The organism is Bradyrhizobium embrapense (assembly GCF_001189235.2).
In the GTDB taxonomy this organism is placed as follows: Bacteria; Pseudomonadota; Alphaproteobacteria; order Rhizobiales; family Xanthobacteraceae; genus Bradyrhizobium; species Bradyrhizobium embrapense.
This window is the reverse complement of the sequence record NZ_LFIP02000007.1, coordinates 216,322-234,008: the sequence shown is the minus strand read 5'-3', so window position 1 is coordinate 234,008 and position 17,687 is coordinate 216,322. Positions and strand designations below refer to the sequence as shown.

General features: G+C 59.2%; 10 protein-coding genes and 4 pseudogenes. 6 read left to right on the top strand and 8 right to left on the bottom strand.

Annotated features, from left to right (window positions below; all coding sequences use genetic code 11):
* Positions 1-61 precede the first annotated feature (61 nt).
* Positions 62-343: pseudogene (locus AKN83_RS40015) on the bottom strand (integrase core domain-containing protein); the annotation flags it as partial.
* Positions 332-544 (bottom strand): annotated as a pseudogene (locus tag AKN83_RS42135) (IS110 family RNA-guided transposase); the annotation flags it as partial. The pseudogenes AKN83_RS42135 and AKN83_RS40015, both read right to left, overlap by 12 nt.
* Before the next feature lie 247 nt (positions 545-791).
* Between AKN83_RS42135 and AKN83_RS38775 the strand changes: the two are divergent.
* Together AKN83_RS38775 and AKN83_RS40005 are read left to right on the top strand one after the other, a co-directional pair.
* Positions 792-1,001: pseudogene (locus AKN83_RS38775) on the top strand (transposase); the annotation flags it as partial.
* Between the two features lie 12 nt (positions 1,002-1,013).
* Complete coding sequence (locus AKN83_RS40005; RefSeq protein ID WP_157113606.1) at positions 1,014-1,253, top strand: hypothetical protein; 240 nt, start codon at positions 1,014-1,016, stop codon at positions 1,251-1,253.
* 631 nt (positions 1,254-1,884) lie between these two features.
* Here the strand turns inward: AKN83_RS40005 and AKN83_RS38770 are convergent.
* Entirely contained in the window at positions 1,885-2,181 is a 297-nt protein-coding gene (locus tag AKN83_RS38770; RefSeq protein ID WP_430641583.1) for a GNAT family N-acetyltransferase, read from the bottom strand.
* 1,667 nt (positions 2,182-3,848) lie between these two features.
* A complete protein-coding gene (locus AKN83_RS28255) occupies positions 3,849-4,073 on the bottom strand; it encodes a hypothetical protein (protein WP_050399866.1) in 225 nt (74 codons plus the stop codon).
* Between the two features lie 539 nt (positions 4,074-4,612).
* Here AKN83_RS28255 and AKN83_RS28250 point away from each other — a divergent pair.
* Positions 4,613-5,026, top strand: a complete 414-nt coding sequence (locus AKN83_RS28250) for a hypothetical protein (protein WP_050399865.1) — start codon at positions 4,613-4,615, stop codon at positions 5,024-5,026.
* A gap of 208 nt (positions 5,027-5,234) precedes the next feature.
* Here the strand turns inward: AKN83_RS28250 and AKN83_RS28245 are convergent, their stop codons facing one another.
* Together AKN83_RS28245 and AKN83_RS42265 are read right to left on the bottom strand one after the other, a co-directional pair.
* Positions 5,235-6,446, bottom strand: a complete 1,212-nt coding sequence (locus tag AKN83_RS28245) for a GSU2403 family nucleotidyltransferase fold protein (protein WP_172803631.1) — start codon at positions 6,444-6,446, stop codon at positions 5,235-5,237.
* A pseudogene (locus AKN83_RS42265) lies at positions 6,433-6,621 on the bottom strand (DUF6788 family protein); the annotation flags it as partial. The gene AKN83_RS28245 and the pseudogene AKN83_RS42265, both read right to left, overlap by 14 nt.
* A gap of 100 nt (positions 6,622-6,721) precedes the next feature.
* Between AKN83_RS42265 and AKN83_RS28240 the strand changes: the two are divergent.
* The gene (locus tag AKN83_RS28240; protein WP_063695562.1) at positions 6,722-7,426 is read left to right on the top strand and encodes a shikimate kinase; all 705 of its coding nucleotides are present in this window, start codon (positions 6,722-6,724) and stop codon (positions 7,424-7,426) included.
* A gap of 679 nt (positions 7,427-8,105) precedes the next feature.
* Here AKN83_RS28240 and AKN83_RS28235 read toward each other — a convergent pair.
* Complete coding sequence (locus AKN83_RS28235; protein ID WP_157113605.1) at positions 8,106-10,277, bottom strand: hypothetical protein; 2,172 nt, start codon at positions 10,275-10,277, stop codon at positions 8,106-8,108.
* A gap of 837 nt (positions 10,278-11,114) precedes the next feature.
* Positions 11,115-12,524, bottom strand: coding sequence for an MATE family efflux transporter (locus AKN83_RS28225; RefSeq protein ID WP_050399923.1), 1,410 nt, complete (start codon positions 12,522-12,524; stop codon positions 11,115-11,117).
* Positions 12,525-15,090: 2,566 nt separating this feature from the next.
* On the opposite strand from AKN83_RS28225, the gene AKN83_RS28210 reads away from it, so the two are divergent.
* On the top strand, positions 15,091-16,389 hold the full coding sequence (locus AKN83_RS28210) for a glycoside hydrolase family 28 protein (RefSeq protein ID WP_050399859.1): 1,299 nt from the start codon (positions 15,091-15,093) through the stop codon (positions 16,387-16,389).
* A gap of 247 nt (positions 16,390-16,636) precedes the next feature.
* A complete protein-coding gene (locus AKN83_RS28205; protein WP_050399858.1) occupies positions 16,637-17,623 on the top strand; it encodes a pectinesterase family protein in 987 nt (328 codons plus the stop codon).
* Positions 17,624-17,687 lie beyond the last annotated feature (64 nt).

Sequence of the window (17,687 nt, the reverse complement as noted above, 5' to 3'; positions counted from 1 at the left end):
CGGCCTGCAGTGCAGCGAGACCGAAGTTTGGACCACCCAGAACTAGAGTTTTGCGCCTTGGTCACGTTGGCGGGCTGGTTGCGCCGACGTGGTTTTGCAGCAAAATCGGCGGTCGATTGCCGATCGCCCCGTGGGGCCGTTCTTCATTGTAGTATCTGCGCCAATCCTCCACTTTTTGCTGGGCGTCCGCAAGGGACAGGAACCAGTGGGCGTTGAGGCATTCGGCCCGGAAGCGGCCATTGAAGGCCTCGATGAACGCGTTGTCGGTCGGCTTGCCGGGCCGTGAGAAGTCCAGCGTGACGCCGCGCTGGTAGGCCCACAGATCGAGATCGCGCGCCACGAATGGCGACAGAACCCGCGACACCGCCATGCTGTTGCCGGTCGCCTCGATCACCACTTCATCGGTCGACCGCAGACTCTTGCCCAACCCTTCAAGGCCGGTTCGGGTCATATCGACCCGACCGGCATGTCGAAGGATGCCGTCTTCCCAGATCATCACCTCGCCGAAGGTTTGGTGAACATCAATACCAATCACGCATCGCATCCGCGTCTCCCTTCCGTTTGGTTATGACGGGAGCTGCGGGCGACACGACAACTACGGATTCGCGCTCTCAGCGCAACCGGGCGAGTCGCAGAGGCGGCCAGCTACTAACTCGAGCTCTCGGCTCATCGTGTGTATCGGCCTGCCCGCACTTCGTGCTCCCGGTGCCTCTGTCCCGATGGTCGCACCATACGCCACGATGTAGAACACCGCAGCGGGAACGTAGGCACCGAGACACCTCATACCGGTTACCAATCCGCTCGAAAGGGTCAATGGCGAGATCAAGCGCCGCGCCGAGGTCGTCGGCATCTTCCCCAATGAAGATGCCATCGTCCGCTTCGTCAGAGCGATCCTGCTCGAGCAGAACGACGAGTGGGCGGTCCAGCGCGGCCGCTACATGACACTGGAAACCATCGCCCCGTTGGGCGATCATCCCCCCGTCAGCTTTCCGGCTATCTGACCGATCCGGCACTTGCCGGCGAACGCGGTGTCTCGCGCTCAGCTTCACCACGCAATGGGACACGATCCGCATGGCGGATCAGAATGGCTGAATTTCCCCGGTCTGGGACCCGACATCATCCGCCTTGTTCTCGATCGTTTCGAGGAATCTGAGAGCCCGTTGGTATTCGATCTCGCACCACGCAAGCTCGAATGGTTCCATCAGTATCTCTATCCACTTTTCGGCAAAGGCTGCCATCCCGACGAAAAATAGAATTCGCGACTCCTATTAGCCACCAGTCGACGAAGCCGGCGAAGACGAATGAGTTGTCGCTGTAGCCAGCCGCACATGCAGCTAAGAGGATCGCGAGCAGCGGCTCAATCGAACTTTGGTAAAGATTGGGCAACCTTAAGGGGAGCACCTGATGATACGAAAGTTTATGGCGGACGTTCGCCTCGATCGCACATTTGGTCCAACGGCTGCCCGAGCAGAAAAATAATCCGACGGCTTCGTAGAGGGCATTCGCGTAGTGAGATTGCGGCGACATGCCCGCTATCTTGGCCTCAAGGCGATATCGTTAGGAGCGGGGTCAGTATATCAAGCGCAATGATAGGGATTGCTTCAGGCTCCGGGGCCTTCGCGCTATGGACGTTGAACGAGATCGAGAGCGGAAAATCGAGGTCACTTTCCCGCAATCGTCGGCTCACCATTGTGCCGACAGGCCGTGCGGCGCTTGAATGATCTACCGTCTGATCCGTTCGATTTCTTATCTCGAGAGCCCAAGTCGTCGTTGTTCACAAAGCCATAAAATGAAGCAGCAATATCAGTGATGCTCCCCACCGATGATAATTGATCAGAACGGGACCGGACAGATCTTGTCGGTAAATAGCAAGCGCCAATTCAACTACGCAGCATCAGAGATGCTTGTAAAGGAAGGTCGCCGAGCGATATGTCCGTCAGGGGCGAGCACACAGCCGGGTATGATACCCACCCGCTGCCATCCCTCGTTGGCGTAAAGACGCTCGGCAACAGAACTTGTGGCAGTGCTGAGCGTCAACAACGTCTTTCCCTCCTTTCGTGCTAAGTCGCTGACAGCCGAGATGAGCCGGCGCCCGATGCCGCGGCGGCGTGCAGTTCTGTCAACCAGGACTTTGACGACTCGAGCGCTATGCAATTGGTTCTCAGACGCGGCAGGTATCATCTGGGTCGTGCCAACAATCTGACCTGCGCCATCTTCCGCAGCTAATAACACGCATCCATTGCGAATGACCGCGTCTGCGACGCTACGCCAAACGTCGTCGAGTTAGCGGTGGCAGAAAGCTGACCCAGTCGCCGTGGGCGACGCAGTCAATGAGGATGTCGGCGAGACGCTTAAACGCTTATCCACTTCGTGGGCGCCGATGCGGCGTGCCTGGATATCGTCTGTCATCTGTCGGACAGAGCGAGCCGATCGCCCCCGGCTAAATCGGACGGTGAGTTCATTGCCAACGCCATGGCAATAGCGAGTTTCCACAGAGCGACATGCTCTTGAAGGCAAAAGGTGGTCACGTGCCGCGTCGCCCAAGCCAACCGAAGCTGGCAAAGGACTGTGGAGGACTACTCCGCCAAGCTACAACGCTCAGCTGGACCTGAGGCGCGCTCCGCATCACGATCCAAATTTAGCGCAGAGCTCCGCAGCACGAAACAAATTCAACGCGGAGATGAGAGCCTTGTCGTGCGGGAACAGCCTCCGAGCGCACTTGACCCGCGCGTCATGGTCCAGTCCAGATATCGTCTGGCCCTCTAAAAGAAGCGCCTCGGAGAATCTACGAAGAGCAAGGTGATACGGGTCAAGGGCGGCCTCGCCGCGCCCATTGGCACGAGTCATCATTTCAATGAAACTCTCGTCGTTCTCTGAGGGGCCTGGGCGGAATCGCACGGCGAGCGTCGGGCTCGCAGCAATCGCGAAGATTGCTCCAACGGCGCCTTCATCCTTCGGCTATTAGAATCCGTTGACGTGAGCGATAGGATTGCTGGTCGCGCAGATCAAACGCTCGAGGTCGAAAGCGGAGAACATGCCCGCAATCGGCCGTTGATATGCAGGCTTAATCTGCGCCTTTTAATGCGTCCGAGCCGCCGCATTATTCGTCGCGTCATCAGTTCGGCGACGGTCCTTCTTCAGACTGATGAGGACATGTACCGCTGCCGGTTGGGAGCGTCGTCGCCAAGGACGGCTCAAACGCCTGGTGCCTCGCCGACCCTCTTGCTGCTCTTCCGAGGTGGCATGCTGCACCTGCGACCGAACTGTTACGTTGGATGAGTCACAATTGTGCGGGTCCACGTAGCCTCACGTCCAAGATCACCTGAACGGACATCCTACCAGAGTAAGCTTTCGAAAAGCTGACGAAGCCCCCTCGGCATGGTGTCGAGCCGAGCGCGCCTAAGCGACTTTGGATCATCGATATTCTGAAGGTGAGCCGCGTGACGCCTCCAGATGGTCAGCAGTGCCTGCCTTCCGGCCAGCAGTAGGTGGGCAATCACCGTAGTTTCCCGGAATCCAACAATGTTGTTGTAAACTCTAATGTCGCCTTGCCGGGGCTAGATTTCAGCACGGACCGATATTCAAACCGGCAAGGGGCCGCTCGCGTGAGGCGGCCCCTTTCGATTCCGCTGGCCTGTTTTGTTCCCGCAAGTGGCCTATTTCGGCCAGTACCGGATAGGGGGCTGCCGGTGCTGCCGAGCAGCAGCATCAGCACGCCGATCGGGACAAGAGGGCACCGCAGGGGGCGAGCGGGCCTCGTCGACATGTCGACGAAGCCGCTATCACGGCTTAGGTTTGACGCACGCAAGAAGACCATTGTCTGCCAGGTCGCCGTTGAGTTGGCCGCTTCAACCGACGGCATTCCCGTCAGGCGGCAGCGAACCATTTAGTCCGGAGCGTTCGCCGATCATCGGTAGCAGCAGCACTGAGAAGACCGCTGTGATCATGATCAGCATCGTGCCGCCGAAGTAGAGCAGCACCCGCTCAGGGTAATGCCGATGGTGCATCACGGTCCCGGTTCCGTCTTCCGGCTGCGGCTCATCGGACGGCGGACTGCAGTCGGGCTCGACCATCCGCCCAATAGGTTTTCATTTGTTGCTTCTTTTAGGGTATTAAATACCCCAATTTATGCACTGAAGTGATGTCGAACTACAGAATGCCGAATTTGGGGTACTATGTACCCCAAGGAGCACGCCGGGATGATAGGGTAAAAAGGTAAAGTTGAGAGGTTCCTATCCTCGCACCCGGTCTTCACTCGGACCGAGTTCCGCGAAACCGTGTCTCCGGGCCAGCCGCTTTCGTCCTCGGACTCGCTGCTCAGATACCATGCCGCCTCTGGACGGATACGCCATGTCGCGCCGGGTGTGTACGCCTCCGTGCCGCCGCACCTTGACCCGGCGAGCTTCCATCCCGACCGGATACTGGTCGCATCGCGCATACGCGCCGATGGCGTCGTTGCCTACCACACCGCTCTTGAACTGCACGGACTCGCCTATTCGGAAACCTCTCAGACCCAACTCCTCAGCGGAGGTCGCCCGGGCGAGGTGAATACGCTCATCGGGCCCGTTCGGTTCGTCCGCAACCCGCCTCGTTGCGCCGTCGCTCCGAGGAAATGTCCGGCACGGTCACGACGGACCGCCGTGGCCTCGACGTTCTCGCGACCGGCGTCGAGCGGACGCTCGTCGACTGCATCGAGCGACCGGACCTGACCGGTGGCGTCGAGGAACTCGCAAACGCACTCCACAGCGTCAAAGCGTTCGACGTCGGCAAATTCGCTGAGTTCGCGCTCGGTCGCGACAACCGGACGCTCGTCGGCGTGTGCGGCGCCTGGCTCGAGAGCCGGAAAGACGATCTCTTCGTCGACAAGCAAGTACTAAGCGAACTGAAGCGCGCAGCCCCGCCGGTGCCGCGACCCGCTCTGGGAAGCGACGGCAAAGGCCAAGCGAAGGAAGGCTGGAACGTCGTCTTGCCTTCGGATTTCCTGAATCCGTCCTTTGAAGGGATGTCGCCGGAGATGATGCCATGATCTCGGTCGAACGCCTCGAAAAGATCGCGACCGACGTCAAATTCCAACCGGCCTCGGTCGAGCGCGTCATCCGGTTGATCGACGTGCTCCACCAGATCGCGAACGACAGTGGCGCGCGGGCAATTGGTTACCGGTCAGGTCGGCGGCGAGGGAATTTCCTGATGGATCGGCATCAAACGCGGGATTGGACGATGAAACGAACGATCATTTATTGCCGCTTAGGAGATGCTGGGCGTTTTCCGGATTCTCGAGGTTTATTCGCCAAAACGTGTTGCGAGAAATGACCGACGTCTGATGTCCTGATCAAGAGCGAACCTGGTTCCTCGACGGGAGCCGACGGGGATTTGGCGCGTGCGATCGCCTCAATCCTCGACCTGTTCTTGAGGAAAGCTTCGAGCCGGCCCTCTTGCCCAGGCCCGTCGCTGCCGAAATGATCATCCAGGGCCTCGCGGCTGATCGCGCAATTGACTGAACTCCCAAGGGCCTTGCCGACGAAGGTCACGATGTCGCGGCTAAAATCGTAGCGAGCGGGAGGATTGTCGAAGGACAAGTCGATGCCGGGAAGGATCGAACGGGGCGCGCCGATGTTATCGAACACGACATATCGAGCCAAAGGCTCAAGCAAGCCCAGTCCTTCGATCATCGGCTGGCGCCATTTGGGGCCGCGCTCGTAGGCTTCCTCCCAGGCGGACTTCAGATCATGGGGGCGCTTCTCGGCGAGTGCTGCAAGAAGCACCTCGGCCTGATGCAGGTCCTTGTCGCGCTTTGCAAACCCCTCGGGGCGTCGACGTGAGATGATCAGCTTGTGGACGGCGTAGCGGGCGGGCGCGGGCACATGCACGTAGATGCCAGCGCCATGCAGGACGACTGCAGGCTCGGGATCTCGGATCAGGAAATCGAGAAAATGCAAAGGCTGGGCGTCCGTTTGAAGCGCCAGCAGCTTTCGTGGGCGCCCCGTTTCCGTGTGGTCATCGGGTGTTAGGAAATCGACCCGTAAACCGCCCGTCGCCGAATAGCTTGTTGCGCGACGACCGTCGACGACATTGGAGACCGGGCGAAAGCTCTTGTTGACCTTCTTGAGGACCTCGAGCACCGGAGCAGTGCGGTCACCAATGGTAATCGAAACGTTGGTGAACTGGGCGATGTCGATGTCCATGGTGATCGTGCTGGCGGACGGCAGGCGGAGGCCAAGCATCGCGGCGTAAGTCTGATAGGCGATAGTTCCGACGAGGACGCCGCGAAGACGGAAGACGCCGGCGCGAGCCAGAGCTGCAATGATCTCGCCGATCTCGGCGGCGGGACGAGGCAGGCCGACGAGCGGACAAGAGTAGAGACAAGCGTCCGACGCTCGCGTTCGTCTTCGCGAATTCCTTGTGTCGCTCGATCTTTTCCAGAAGTTCGGGCGTCTCGGGCCCAACATAACGTTGGGACCGCTCGGAGCCAGTGCCGGTCTGAAAGTACCAGTACTTGCGCTGATTGACAGTCTTGGAGGTGAAGGCGCCGTCTTCCGCGAATGTTTCCTGGTAGGCCGCGTTGGCGGTGCGCTCGAGAAGCTCGGCATAGGTCGTCTGGGAAACCAGGGAAGGGGCCGGCATGGTCGTCTGCCAGAATTATACTCAGTCTGCGGAGTGAGTATAAGAGGCATGGAACTCACTTCCAGCGATTTATACTCACGTTGCAGAATGAGTATAAACCGTGGTTCCGCGTGCAGTTCGGGCCAGCCTGACTCGCCGGCGGCAAGTGCTCGCCCCGAAGCGCACGGCGCACTTCGCGATGACAAGGGAGAGTCTTGGTGCCCTCGGCGCGCGACCGACCGTGCTCGTCGGCATGATGGGAGCAGGGAAATCCAGTCTTGGCCGTGCGCTCGCCAGGCGATTGGAGTCGAGGTTTATCGATTCCGATAAGCAGATCGAGGCAAAGACCGGCAAGTCTACAATCCGAATCTTCGCTGAGGTCCGCGAGGCGCATTTCAGGAATCTTGAGGCGAATGAGATCAAGCGCGCGCTCGAGCGAGGCCCGCCGTACTCGGGTGGCGGAGCATTCATGATCGATGACGTCCGGCATCATAGCGGCCGGAAAGCGATTTCGATCTGGCTCAATACCAACGAGGACGTGATCAGGCCGAACCTGAAGCACAACATCAAGTGTCCCAAGCTGCGAACCTCCGATCAAGACCGGACCATCTCGGACCTGATGCAGGCGCACAATTCTATCTATCGGCTTACCTATCTCACGATCGCCCCGCAGCACCGGCGGGATCTCAAGAGTGCGGATGCTTGCATGACGGCGCTACACGCCTATCTGTGCGACACAGGGCAGGGGACTGGGCAGGCCGGCTTATTCCAGGAGCTTCCTGATGCGCCGGGCTCTCAAAATGCGGAGCCCCGAGGCTCCGGTTGATCTGCCCTCCACATCGCACCTATTGCATGATGCGACTTTATCGCCGCCCTCGACCAAAGTTCCGGATGCTCGCAGGCAGGCCTTGGAGTCCACGGCCTCGCTGCGGGGACGTAGGCTCGTGCTCGGCACCGAGGAATGGCTGGGCGGCGACGAGCATATACCGCGGATTATGCGTTGCTGGAGCAAGAACTGCAGAGGGCGAACCTTGGTCCGGCAACGCAGATCCGGCTCGTGCCGCCGACGCCAGCTCAACTGTTGCGGTTGGCGGGGAACAGGAACGACGTCGAAGAAACGCTCGGGGGGAATCGTCCGGGACCACAATGGTAACGAGGCGAATTTTTTGTAGCTGCCGGTGAACGATGGCGAAGCTGGTCAGGAAGGCTCCCATTGGTCCCGATCTGCGTCGCTGCGGTCAGTCAGTCGCCTTGTCGTTCTTCAGGCCGTCAAGGTCGAAATCCTTGGGTAAGCGATGCGATTTCGAGCGTCGGGCTCGATTCACCGGTGGAGCTATGGCGAGGGCATTGAGACGTTGCGCTGGGCGAACTCCCTGGGAGCGCGGCCCCAGTTCACGTGCTGCCCATGATATTCGTCAATATACGTGCGCCAGCGAGCCGCCTCTCGGAAGGGGAGGCCGTGCAATCTTATGAAGGCGCCATGCATGGCTGCTCTGACCGACCTGTCAGGCTCTGCGAAGAAACACCTCCTGCTCCAGGCCTGGCGGTCCAATGCTGGCTATGTAGTCCAATTCGCGGATGGTCAATGTTGTCTCCGGCCGAATTTCGTTCGGGAGCACACCATGCAGCCGCATTCCTTCCTTAAAATCTTCGCTCGCCCACTGCTCACCATGCTCCCATCCTTGCGGAAGATACAACTCGAGTGTTGGCACCATAGGTTGCGATTGCGCCGGCTGGAACGCCGCGTCGGCCGTTGAATTCGCAAGATCCCATGACGACATCGAACTTAGCTGATTAACGCTGTCCGCCGGCGAATGGCCAGCGAACGCGAACATCTGCAGAAGCTCGGCAGTATCCAGGCTTTGGGTCGGCAGCCGCCCGGCTTGCTCGGCCTCGAGCCAAATGCTGTCGGGATCGACGTTCTGGTGCAGCGAGGGAACGGTCGCGTCGGGCTGATCGACGCTGTCCGTCGGCGAATGGCCGCCTGAAGCGATCATCTCCAGGAGCTTCGCCGTATCCAGACTCTCAGTGGGCAACAAGCCAGCCTGCTCCGCGCCCGACCAGATGTCCCCAGGATCGACAGCGTCCGACAGCCGGGGACCAACCGGATCCGGCTGAGTGACTTCGTCTTCTGGCGAATGGCCAGGAGAGGCGAGCATCCCCATAAGCTCTGCGGTATCGAGACTTTCGGTTGGCAGCTGATCAACCGGAGCCATACCGTCCTGACGCTCCGCCAAATTGTCGATCGTCTGCGAGAATGTCGGTTCGTCATCCAGGAGCCGCCGAAGCTCCTCCGGGTCGACACTTAAGATCGGCGAGCAGGCCAGAACATCATCTGCCAGCGCAGCTCCGTCCGTACCGGAAGTGCGCTCGGCATTGCGATATTCACGGATCATGCCGAGCCCGCGGATGAGGCTTTTATTGCTGGGAAACAGCTTATTTGCAAGCTCGAGAAGTGCGATGTGGTCTAGCTGATCAATCTCGAGGCTGCGGGCGGCGAGGGCCCCTGCAAACTTGACGAGATTCTTGACGGAGGCTTCGACGGCTTTCCTGGGGCGTTTACTGACGGCAGCCGCGTCCTCGATGAGACTCTTGTCTTTCGCGGAGGGAGGATAATCGAGTGGGGTGCGCCTTTCCAGGATAGCTGGGTCACGATACTCGAGAAGCACCTCAAGCGCGGAGCTTATCTGCTTGTCGCCCTCGTGTGCTGCCTTGGCATGCGCAAGAAGCGCATGATGATCCAGCGCTGCAATTGTCAGTCCGCGGGCTTTTAGAGATTTCGCCAGCCTGTGAAAAGCCTTGTAATATATCTCGATTCTGTTGGGTATCCACGTCCGACGCGCGGCAGCTGCCTGGACGGCGCCGTCGATCAGGCTTTCATCCTCTTCGGAGAGAAAGTCTTGCCGCACGTGATCAGGATCACGATACTTTCGCAGCGCGCTCAATGCCGAAAGCAAACTCGGGGGCTCACCAAGAGACACTCTCGCGTGCGAGACCAAGGCCTCGTGATCGAGCCCGCCAATTGTCTTGCCCTGAGTGCCGAGATCATTTCCCAGGATACGAAGCGATCGGCCGTATTCGTAGATGGTACTTTTCTGCAGACCACCGCCGACAAAGCGGGTGAAGTTGTCGATGAGAGTACGGTCGGTCTCGGACAGGTGCGGATAGATATCCGCCGAAGGCACGGCGGCGTTGACGGGAGAAGGCTCTTTTACGGAGGGAACAACATAGCGCCGGCGCGGGCCGTCAGGTGCATTGGTATTTAGGTGCCTATGGAGCGCTGTTAACGCAGGTCCCATTGCTTTGTCACGCGCCATGAACTTGGCAGCGTGCGCTACCAGAGCGTCGTGGTCCAGTGCAGCAATCGTTTTGCCACGAGACCTCAGATCTTTTTGCAGTTTGAAAAGTGCCTCAGTATATCCCCGCGCAGTGCGTTGGCTTAGATTCCGGCGCGTCCGCTCTGCCTGGACCGCGCGCTCTATGACGCTTTGGATATTCTCAGGCGGCTCGGGAGGCGGGGTCTGGCGTACAGCCTCGGTCGCCTCGTGAGGCTCGCCGGCATTTGCCAATTGCCGCTCGAAGGCCTCCTGCGACGCCTCGCCTTCCTCACGATGTTCCGCGGCGGCCTGTTGTACCTGCATCAAAGCTGCCGGACTGGATGGGAAAGGATTATCCACGCTCACCTCACTCCGCAGATGGTGGCAGAACAGCTACGCCGGCAAGCTTGCGAGAAGCTGACGGCGCCTTCTGCCCGGCCACAAAAAGTGGCGTACCGATCCTTGTACTTGGTTTTCGTGGACGGGGTGCTGCAATCACCAGCGCCAGCACATTAGATCGCGCGATCTGCGGCCCGGGTGTCCTCAATGCCGCGGAGGCAGCGGCGCATCGTATTCGCCGCGGATGGATTTTCGTCGACCGCAAGCGCCTGCCGAGAAACCCACTATCTGCTTTGCTGCACGTGAACCGTTGTAGAGTTGTCACAACTAAACTTAGGTTGGCATGGTAAAAGTGTCGTGGGAGGTTATCTTGATCAAAGATCCGCAGAGCGACGACGCTTGAAACGATGAGCGCCTCAGTGAAGAAAAAGCGAAATCATGTGAGGCAAACAATATCGCTGCAGGACCGCCTGGCTGCGTTTGCAAGGAATCTTGTGGAGATGGCGGCGAGCATGCCAGAAGGCGCGGAGCGGGATAGTCTGCTGAGGCGAGCCCGCACCGCGGAAATTGCAGCTGACATTGACGATTGGGTCTCCTCGGCTGGGCTTCAGCCGCCGACGCAATAGGGTCCGGAGCCTCTCCTCCCTCGAGGTCCTCGAGGGCCCTGTGTCCAGCTCGGGCTCCTCCACGTCAGGCGCAACGTTTGCTGGGCTCTGATCCCTGAAGCCAACTTGACCGAAGGGCAGGGTGAGAGCCAGCTGCCCGTATCCGACGAGAATGAGGAACCGCCCCATGGCGCTCCCCAGATTGCAGAGCCTGTTCTTCACGCGCATCTTCCGGTCGCGCTGGAACTTCGGCTCATGGTTGGCCCACCGCTCGAGCTGAAGCCTGGCTCATGGCTGCTACGGGAGGTCTGTTCGCCAAAAGACGCAAGCGTATCACGAGGAGGGCTGCGTAAACGGCTTTGCCGATGGACAAGCCGATCCAGATACCGACGGCACCGAGGCCAGTTTTCAAGCCGAGCACGTAGCTGACGGAAAGACCGATCAGCCAGTAAGCGATGCCTGCGAAAAACAGCGGCACGCGCGTGTCCCCTAAGCCGCGCAGGCCACCGGCTGCAATGCTCTGAAGTGCATCAGTAATGAGGAAGCTCGCTCCGACGAGGATGAGAGCTGCAGTCAGCTTGATCGTGGCGTCCGCATTGCTGGCCGACTGGTCGACGAACAGCTCGGCGACTTCAAAGCGCGTGCCGACCACCGCAATCGTAGCGATCGCCGCGATCAGGACTCCAAGCACCATGGCGGCGAAACCAGCCTCTCTGATACCTGATACATCGTTGCGGCCGAGTGCGTGTCCGATGCGCACGCTCACCGCCATTCCGATGCAAAACGGGATCATGAACAGGGCGGCTACAACTTGGAATGCGATCTGATGGGCGGCAACCGCTGTGGTGCTGATCGCACCCATCAGGAGCGCCGTCGCAGAGAAAAGGCCCGATTCCATGAAAATCGTGACCGAAATCGGCGTGCCGACCACAAGGAACTCGCGCATCAATTGCCAATCGAACCGCCAAAGATATCGGAGCACCTGGTAGTCGCGAAAAGGACGACAGCATGCAACGAACCAAATACCGGCCAGAAAGGTCCCACTGTTCACCAGGCTCGTCGCAAGGCCGGCTCCGAACAAGTCAAGCTGCGGCAAGCCGAATTTGCCGGTGATCAACAGATAGGCCAGCAGTGCGTTGGTCGGAATGGCCGCGAGCGTGATCCACAAGGCCGGTGCCGGGCGATCGACCGCTGCCATGAAACTGCGGATCGCCAAAAACCACAGCGCCGGCAAGATACCCCAGGTGAGCCCAAGCAGATATTGCTGAGCTAAGCGCGCGATAGCTGGCTCGTGGCCAAGCGCAAGCACGATTTGTTCGCCTCGCACCGGCAAAATCACGATCGGCGCCCATAGAACGAGTGCAATCCATAGCCCCATGCGCAGCGATCTCCGTACTAGGGCTGGGTTTGCCGCGCCACGTGCTTGCGCCGCGAGCGGCCCTACTGCCGAGATCACGCCGGCTGCGAACGTCAGGCCAACCGATAAGATCATACCGGCGAGCGCGGCAGCCGCGAGCGCCTCGGTGCCGATGTGGCCGATCCAGGCCAGATCCGTCGCCATCATCGCGATCTGTGCAAGCTGCGTGAGTGCGATCGGGGTCGCGAGTGTCGCTGTTGCGGCGAGTTCGCCACTGAGGTGGTGGCAAGCCTCCCATTTGGCCAATCTGTGAGCCCAGGACGATCGGTGCGTGGCGTCCCCAGTCTTTCTCATCGAATGCCGCCGCTCCGGATTGCGCGCTTCAGCCAATCGACCCGCTGATGCGAAATTCGCGCGATCACGGCCGCGTCATCGGCACTCTCATTGTTGATAGCATATTCTCAATCGATGACGCCCCGCTCAAAAATGGTGAGAGCATTTTGGCCAGGAAGGCAGTCGCTGTTCTGAGCGCTGTGCTTGCGGCGTCGACTGTCTCGCTTCAGACGCCGCTTGTTTCAACCGCAACGACAGAACGTTTGCAGCGAGTGAATGCCGCGAGATGCGCGTCATTCCCCAATAGAAAACTGTCAAGCGGATTTGGCATGTGGGTTGCTTGGAAGATGCGAGAAGATCATGCGGCCATGATGTTTCTCGAGCAACACATTCGGGTTTTCAGATGAATCGGTTAGTGTCAGAAGTCTCTGCAGGTGCGCTCTACAGCGCGCGCTCCTGCATGGCGACGTTTGTTACCTTCAGGTCGCGTTCCGAACGGTCACCATCCACCCCCTCCAATGAGCCCGGCTTGAGCTCTTCTATCGGTCATCTCGGGCGAGCAGCCGTTCACTTGAAGCTGAGCGACAACGACACATCGCGGCTTGCGCTGGCAGATGATTGAGCTGATGCAGGATAATTGGGATCCTGAGCAATTATTCAGGCAACGGGACGAGCTCAGGGTCAAGTTGCTTCGTGCCCAATCGGTCATAGCCGAATGTAAGGCAGAATTGGCGGAGCTTGAGCGGAGGCTTGACTGTCTATCAGTGTCGGCGCCAACCGATGAACGCCAGCAGAGATCTGCGGCAGACACTGCGGCGCGTAAGGCGCGGCCGCGCAAATCTTGGAGCGTCAATGATCCTGTCGACCCGCTGGCTGCCACGTTCACGAGTCGATCCTGGGACCGTTAAATGCAACGGACGTTCGTGAACCCGGAGGCTCAAAGCCTCCAATATCTATCGTGTTGCGAACCGACTGCCGAATGGATGTCAAGATGCGGATCTTCTGTCGGCTTCGCTTTTTGTTGTTCGCGGTGCTTTGGCCGGCGGACGCGCTTTTGATTGGTCACGCTGACAGAGGACGTATCGTCCGCGGTTCCGATGGGACACCATATTTCCGGATAGGGCGCTCACGCGGAGGTGTTCAATCTCTTTGTTAGAGAGCTAAAGCCAGAGTGCTTAATCGGCCGTGATCGCTCGCCAAGATCAAGGCACGTCACGCCCCCGTGATCGGGGAAGCGACCAGCCTCATTTGGCTCCGCCTGGATGTTGATGAGAGTTGTTTGGACAATGTTCCTCAGGGTTCTTGAGCGGGGGCTGATAATGGCAATTACCTGAACTCGCGGATGCTAAAAAGAGGGGTCGAGGAACGTCGGAAGCCATATGCGGACAGCTATTTCGTCAGCTTCTCGAAAGCTTGTACGAATACGAACTAACGTGGATAGGCTGCGAGGTGAGGTTTGTGCATGGACTCGCATGATTTCGACGCTCTGGTTCTGCAGTTTCAGCACCGATACAGAACGCCGATCTGGAAGAGCAGCAAGCTCGGGCCGAACAAGACGCGTTTGAGCAACAGCTGGATGCAGCGCGGATGGCCGATAGCGGCCGCCTTCACCGGCATCCCGGCCGCAAACCGTCGGCCAATGTGTCTGGTACGGATCGCGATTACATTTGGGCCATGATGGAGGGCGTCAGCAAGCGCCGAAAGCTGTCACACGCGTCGACTGAGAAGCATACTCAGATGCTCTACAAGGTGGCAGCTTACCCGGGCGAGAGAGGCCAATCGCTCGAAAGAAGTGATAACAAGACGTTGAGTGAGCTTTCTGAGAGGGTGTTCAAGAAGAACAAGCATGTAGGTGTTGCAGTGCGGGCTCTCCAGGAGCCGCGCGGCGGGGTTGGAAAGCGTAAACGTGGCCCGCCTGCTGGGCGCATACGTTGCGCGTCTTCGGCAACCGCCGGGCGTAGACCTGTTGCCCCTACCGAGGCTGATGCTCCGCTTATCGAAAGAATTATAGAAGAAGTTGTCAATACAAAGCATTGGGCGTCGCCTACCGTCCTGCACCATCGCACGATGCTTCGCAAACTGTCGAACAGTCTGAGGGTCCGCGGCAGACCATTGCTGGAACGAGCGATGCCGCCTTGTCCAAATTTATCGAACAAGTCCTTCCGAAGAACTGGAGGAGCTTTAGATGAGGATGCATTTGTAGCGCAGAGTATGTTCCCTCTCGGCACATGAACAGCTCTCAGTTCATGACCGAAAACGTCGATGGCGGATTGCAGGCTGATTTTTTTGTAAGTCTTCCTACCTAGGTCGCAGGTGTGACCCGCGCGCAAGCCTCTGTCAGCTATGAGCTGATCGGCGAAATCGCGTGCCCTTGCAGGGCCGTTCATCGCTCCTTGCAGCAATGCTGCTGCGAGCAGCTCTGCAGCCTCTGCGTCTTACAAATGTCATCTTACGCGGCGAGTGAGGCGAGCCGCGGCGGATCGGTTCGCGTGCGCAAGTGTTAGGCCGCATCGTTCCACGCGGCAAAGAGACGAGGTCGATGAAACAGCCTTTTCGAGCATGCAGTCTGTTATCCATCATTGCCTGCATCATTCTCTGTCCGGCCGCCAACGCGCAAGATCGTCGCGCCGTTACCGAACCTATTGCACCACAGACGGTGTGCGACCGGCCCGTGCCGTCCGGCAAGCAAGATACGGTCACCTTGCAAGATGCCATCGACCAATGTCCGTCGGGGGCCGCCGTATATTTAGGGCGGGGCGAGTTCCGGTCGGGTCCGCTCGAAATGAAATCGGGCGTGACGTTATGGATCGGACGAGGCGCCAAGCTCATCGCCATCCCCCAACCAGCTGCTTACGATAAGGGCCGCGGACAGTGTGGTCGCATCTCCGGCAAGGGCGATGGTTGCCGGCCGTTCATTAGCTTTTCCAAAACCCGTGGCGGCGGTATCTACGGGGATGGCATCATCGATGGTCAAGGCGGTGCAACGATGGTCGGGAGCGGCGAAACCTGGTGGCAACTGGCCCGCCGCGCCCAAGTCGAGGGCGGCAACCAAAATGCCCCGCGCTTGATCCAGATCGATCATGCGCAAGACATCACGTTCACGGGTGTCACCTTGCGCAATGCACCCAATTTTCATATCGCGATGAACCGGGTCGAAGGTGCCACTTTTTGGGGCCTCACGATCGATGCCCCAGCGGACGCCCGCAATACCGACGGTATCGACCCTGGCGCGAGCCAGGATGTGACCATCACCCGCAGCTTCATCCGAACGGGAGACGACAACGTCGCTATCAAGGCTGGCGATAATGGCTCAAGCAGCCATATCTCCATCATTGATAACTATTTCGGCTGGGGGCACGGCATGTCGATCGGCAGCGAGGTGAATTCCGGGGCCAGCGACATACTGGTGCGTAATCTGACGCTGGATGGAACGACGTCTGGTCTGCGCATCAAGAGCGATGTCAGTCGAGGTGGCTTGGTCGAGCGCGTGACTTATGAAAACGTGTGCCTGAGGGGCAACCGGTGGCCGCTGGCGTTCGATGCGAAATACGATCCGCGCGCGCAGGGCTCGAGGATTCCGGTCTATCGGCAGATTGTTCTGCGCCATGTGCGTGGCGACGATGGCGCACTGGTGATGCGCGGCGTAGACGAGCGGCATGTCCTTGACGTGAAACTCGAGGATGTCCGATTTGCCAGTTCCGCGATCTGGCAGCTCGAACATGCAAAGGTGACCGCCGATCACTCTGACGTGTCGCCGCCGCTGCCGGGGCAAGCTGCAGAGACGTTGTCGCGCGGATCGGACACTTGTTCTAGGGCATTCCGAGACGCTAACCGCTAGGCGCTACGAGTCCGGCGCCGGCAGGGGAGAGCCCGCATCGATAGGCTCGAACTGGCGAGATTGCGGAAGGTGAGCCTGATGGCCCGCGCCCGTTGCGCGATTGGTTTGCAAGGGCTGACATCGCCAGAGTTACGCACAGGTTCTGGTTCGGCGAGGAAAGTATCGACCATCCGCGAGGCTATAGCGCGGCGGTGCGTTACATCGACTGCATCGGACGCGCCGCAAACGCCACCAAGGGGAAGATCAAATGCGAATGTTCCTGACGTCTGCCGCGCTTCTGGCTGGATGTTTCTGCATCCCGGCAGCATACGCCGAGGCAATATCGGTGTCGCATGCCGCAAACGCGGACTATCGCTCCGTGCAGGAAGCCGTCGACGCGTTGCCGGCGCAAGGCGGGGAAATTCGGATCGCGCCGGGGACCTATCGCGAAAAGGTCAAAACCTCCAAATCCGGTATTCATATCGTAGGGACTGGCGGCAAACCGGAGGATACGGTCATTGTGTATGGCGACGGCGCAATCAATGCGGGAGGAACCGCGCGTTCGGCTACACTGAATGCCGCTGGCGATGACGTCCGGATCGAAAATCTGACCATCCAGAACGACTACGCGCTCAATCCAACCAATCCTCCATCGCAAGGAGTAGCGCTGTCCGTTACGGGAGACAGGGACGTCATTACGCGCGTCCGCCTGCTCGGCGCTCAGGACACGCTGTTTGCCGGCAAGGGGCCGAACGGCCGAATGTCACGACAATACTTCTCGGAGTGCTACATCGAGGGGCATGTCGATTTCATATTCGGCAACGCCAAGGCCTACTTCCGGAACTGTGAGTTGCATGGCATCGCCAATCAGGCCGTCGTGTATACTGCCCAGAGCAAAGAGGCGCCGGAGGAGGACAGTGCTTACGTCTTCGATCATTGCAGGCTGACTGCCGAGCCCACTGCGCGCTACGTTGCGCTTGGCCGGCCTTGGCGTCCGTATGCCACTGTGGTCTTCCTGTCGACGAAGATAGATGTACCCATCATCGCGGAAGGCTGGCGTGAATGGGATCCGGGCAAGACCAACGCGTTGAGGACGAGCTATTATGCTGAATACAAATCCTCAGGAATCGGGGCCAATCCCTCTGGCCGCGAGCCTCACTCCCATCAACTGACGGATCGCGAAGCTGTGAGATGGTCATTGAAGGTGTTCTTCGGGGGTGCCACAGATTGGCTGCCGAGCGAGCCGTCGGAATGAAACAGAAGTCGAGCAACGCCGATATCTGGATCGGCGCTCCGCCATCTGGTTCTACGCTTGCCGC

Bases quoted from the DNA above. Each gene is read 5' to 3' on its own strand.
- AKN83_RS38770 (WP_430641583.1), bottom strand. From the start codon at position 2,181: ATGATACCTGCCGCGTCTGAGAACCAATTGCATAGCGCTCGAGTCGTC.
- AKN83_RS28255 (WP_050399866.1), bottom strand. From the start codon at position 4,073: ATGGTCGAGCCCGACTGCAGTCCGCCGTCCGATGAGCCGCAGCCGGAA.
- AKN83_RS28250 (WP_050399865.1), top strand. From the start codon at position 4,613: ATGTCCGGCACGGTCACGACGGACCGCCGTGGCCTCGACGTTCTCGCG.
- AKN83_RS28245 (WP_172803631.1), bottom strand. From the start codon at position 6,446: ATGTTGGGCCCGAGACGCCCGAACTTCTGGAAAAGATCGAGCGACACA.
- AKN83_RS28210 (WP_050399859.1), top strand. From the start codon at position 15,091: ATGAAACAGCCTTTTCGAGCATGCAGTCTGTTATCCATCATTGCCTGC.
- AKN83_RS28205 (WP_050399858.1), top strand. From the start codon at position 16,637: ATGCGAATGTTCCTGACGTCTGCCGCGCTTCTGGCTGGATGTTTCTGC.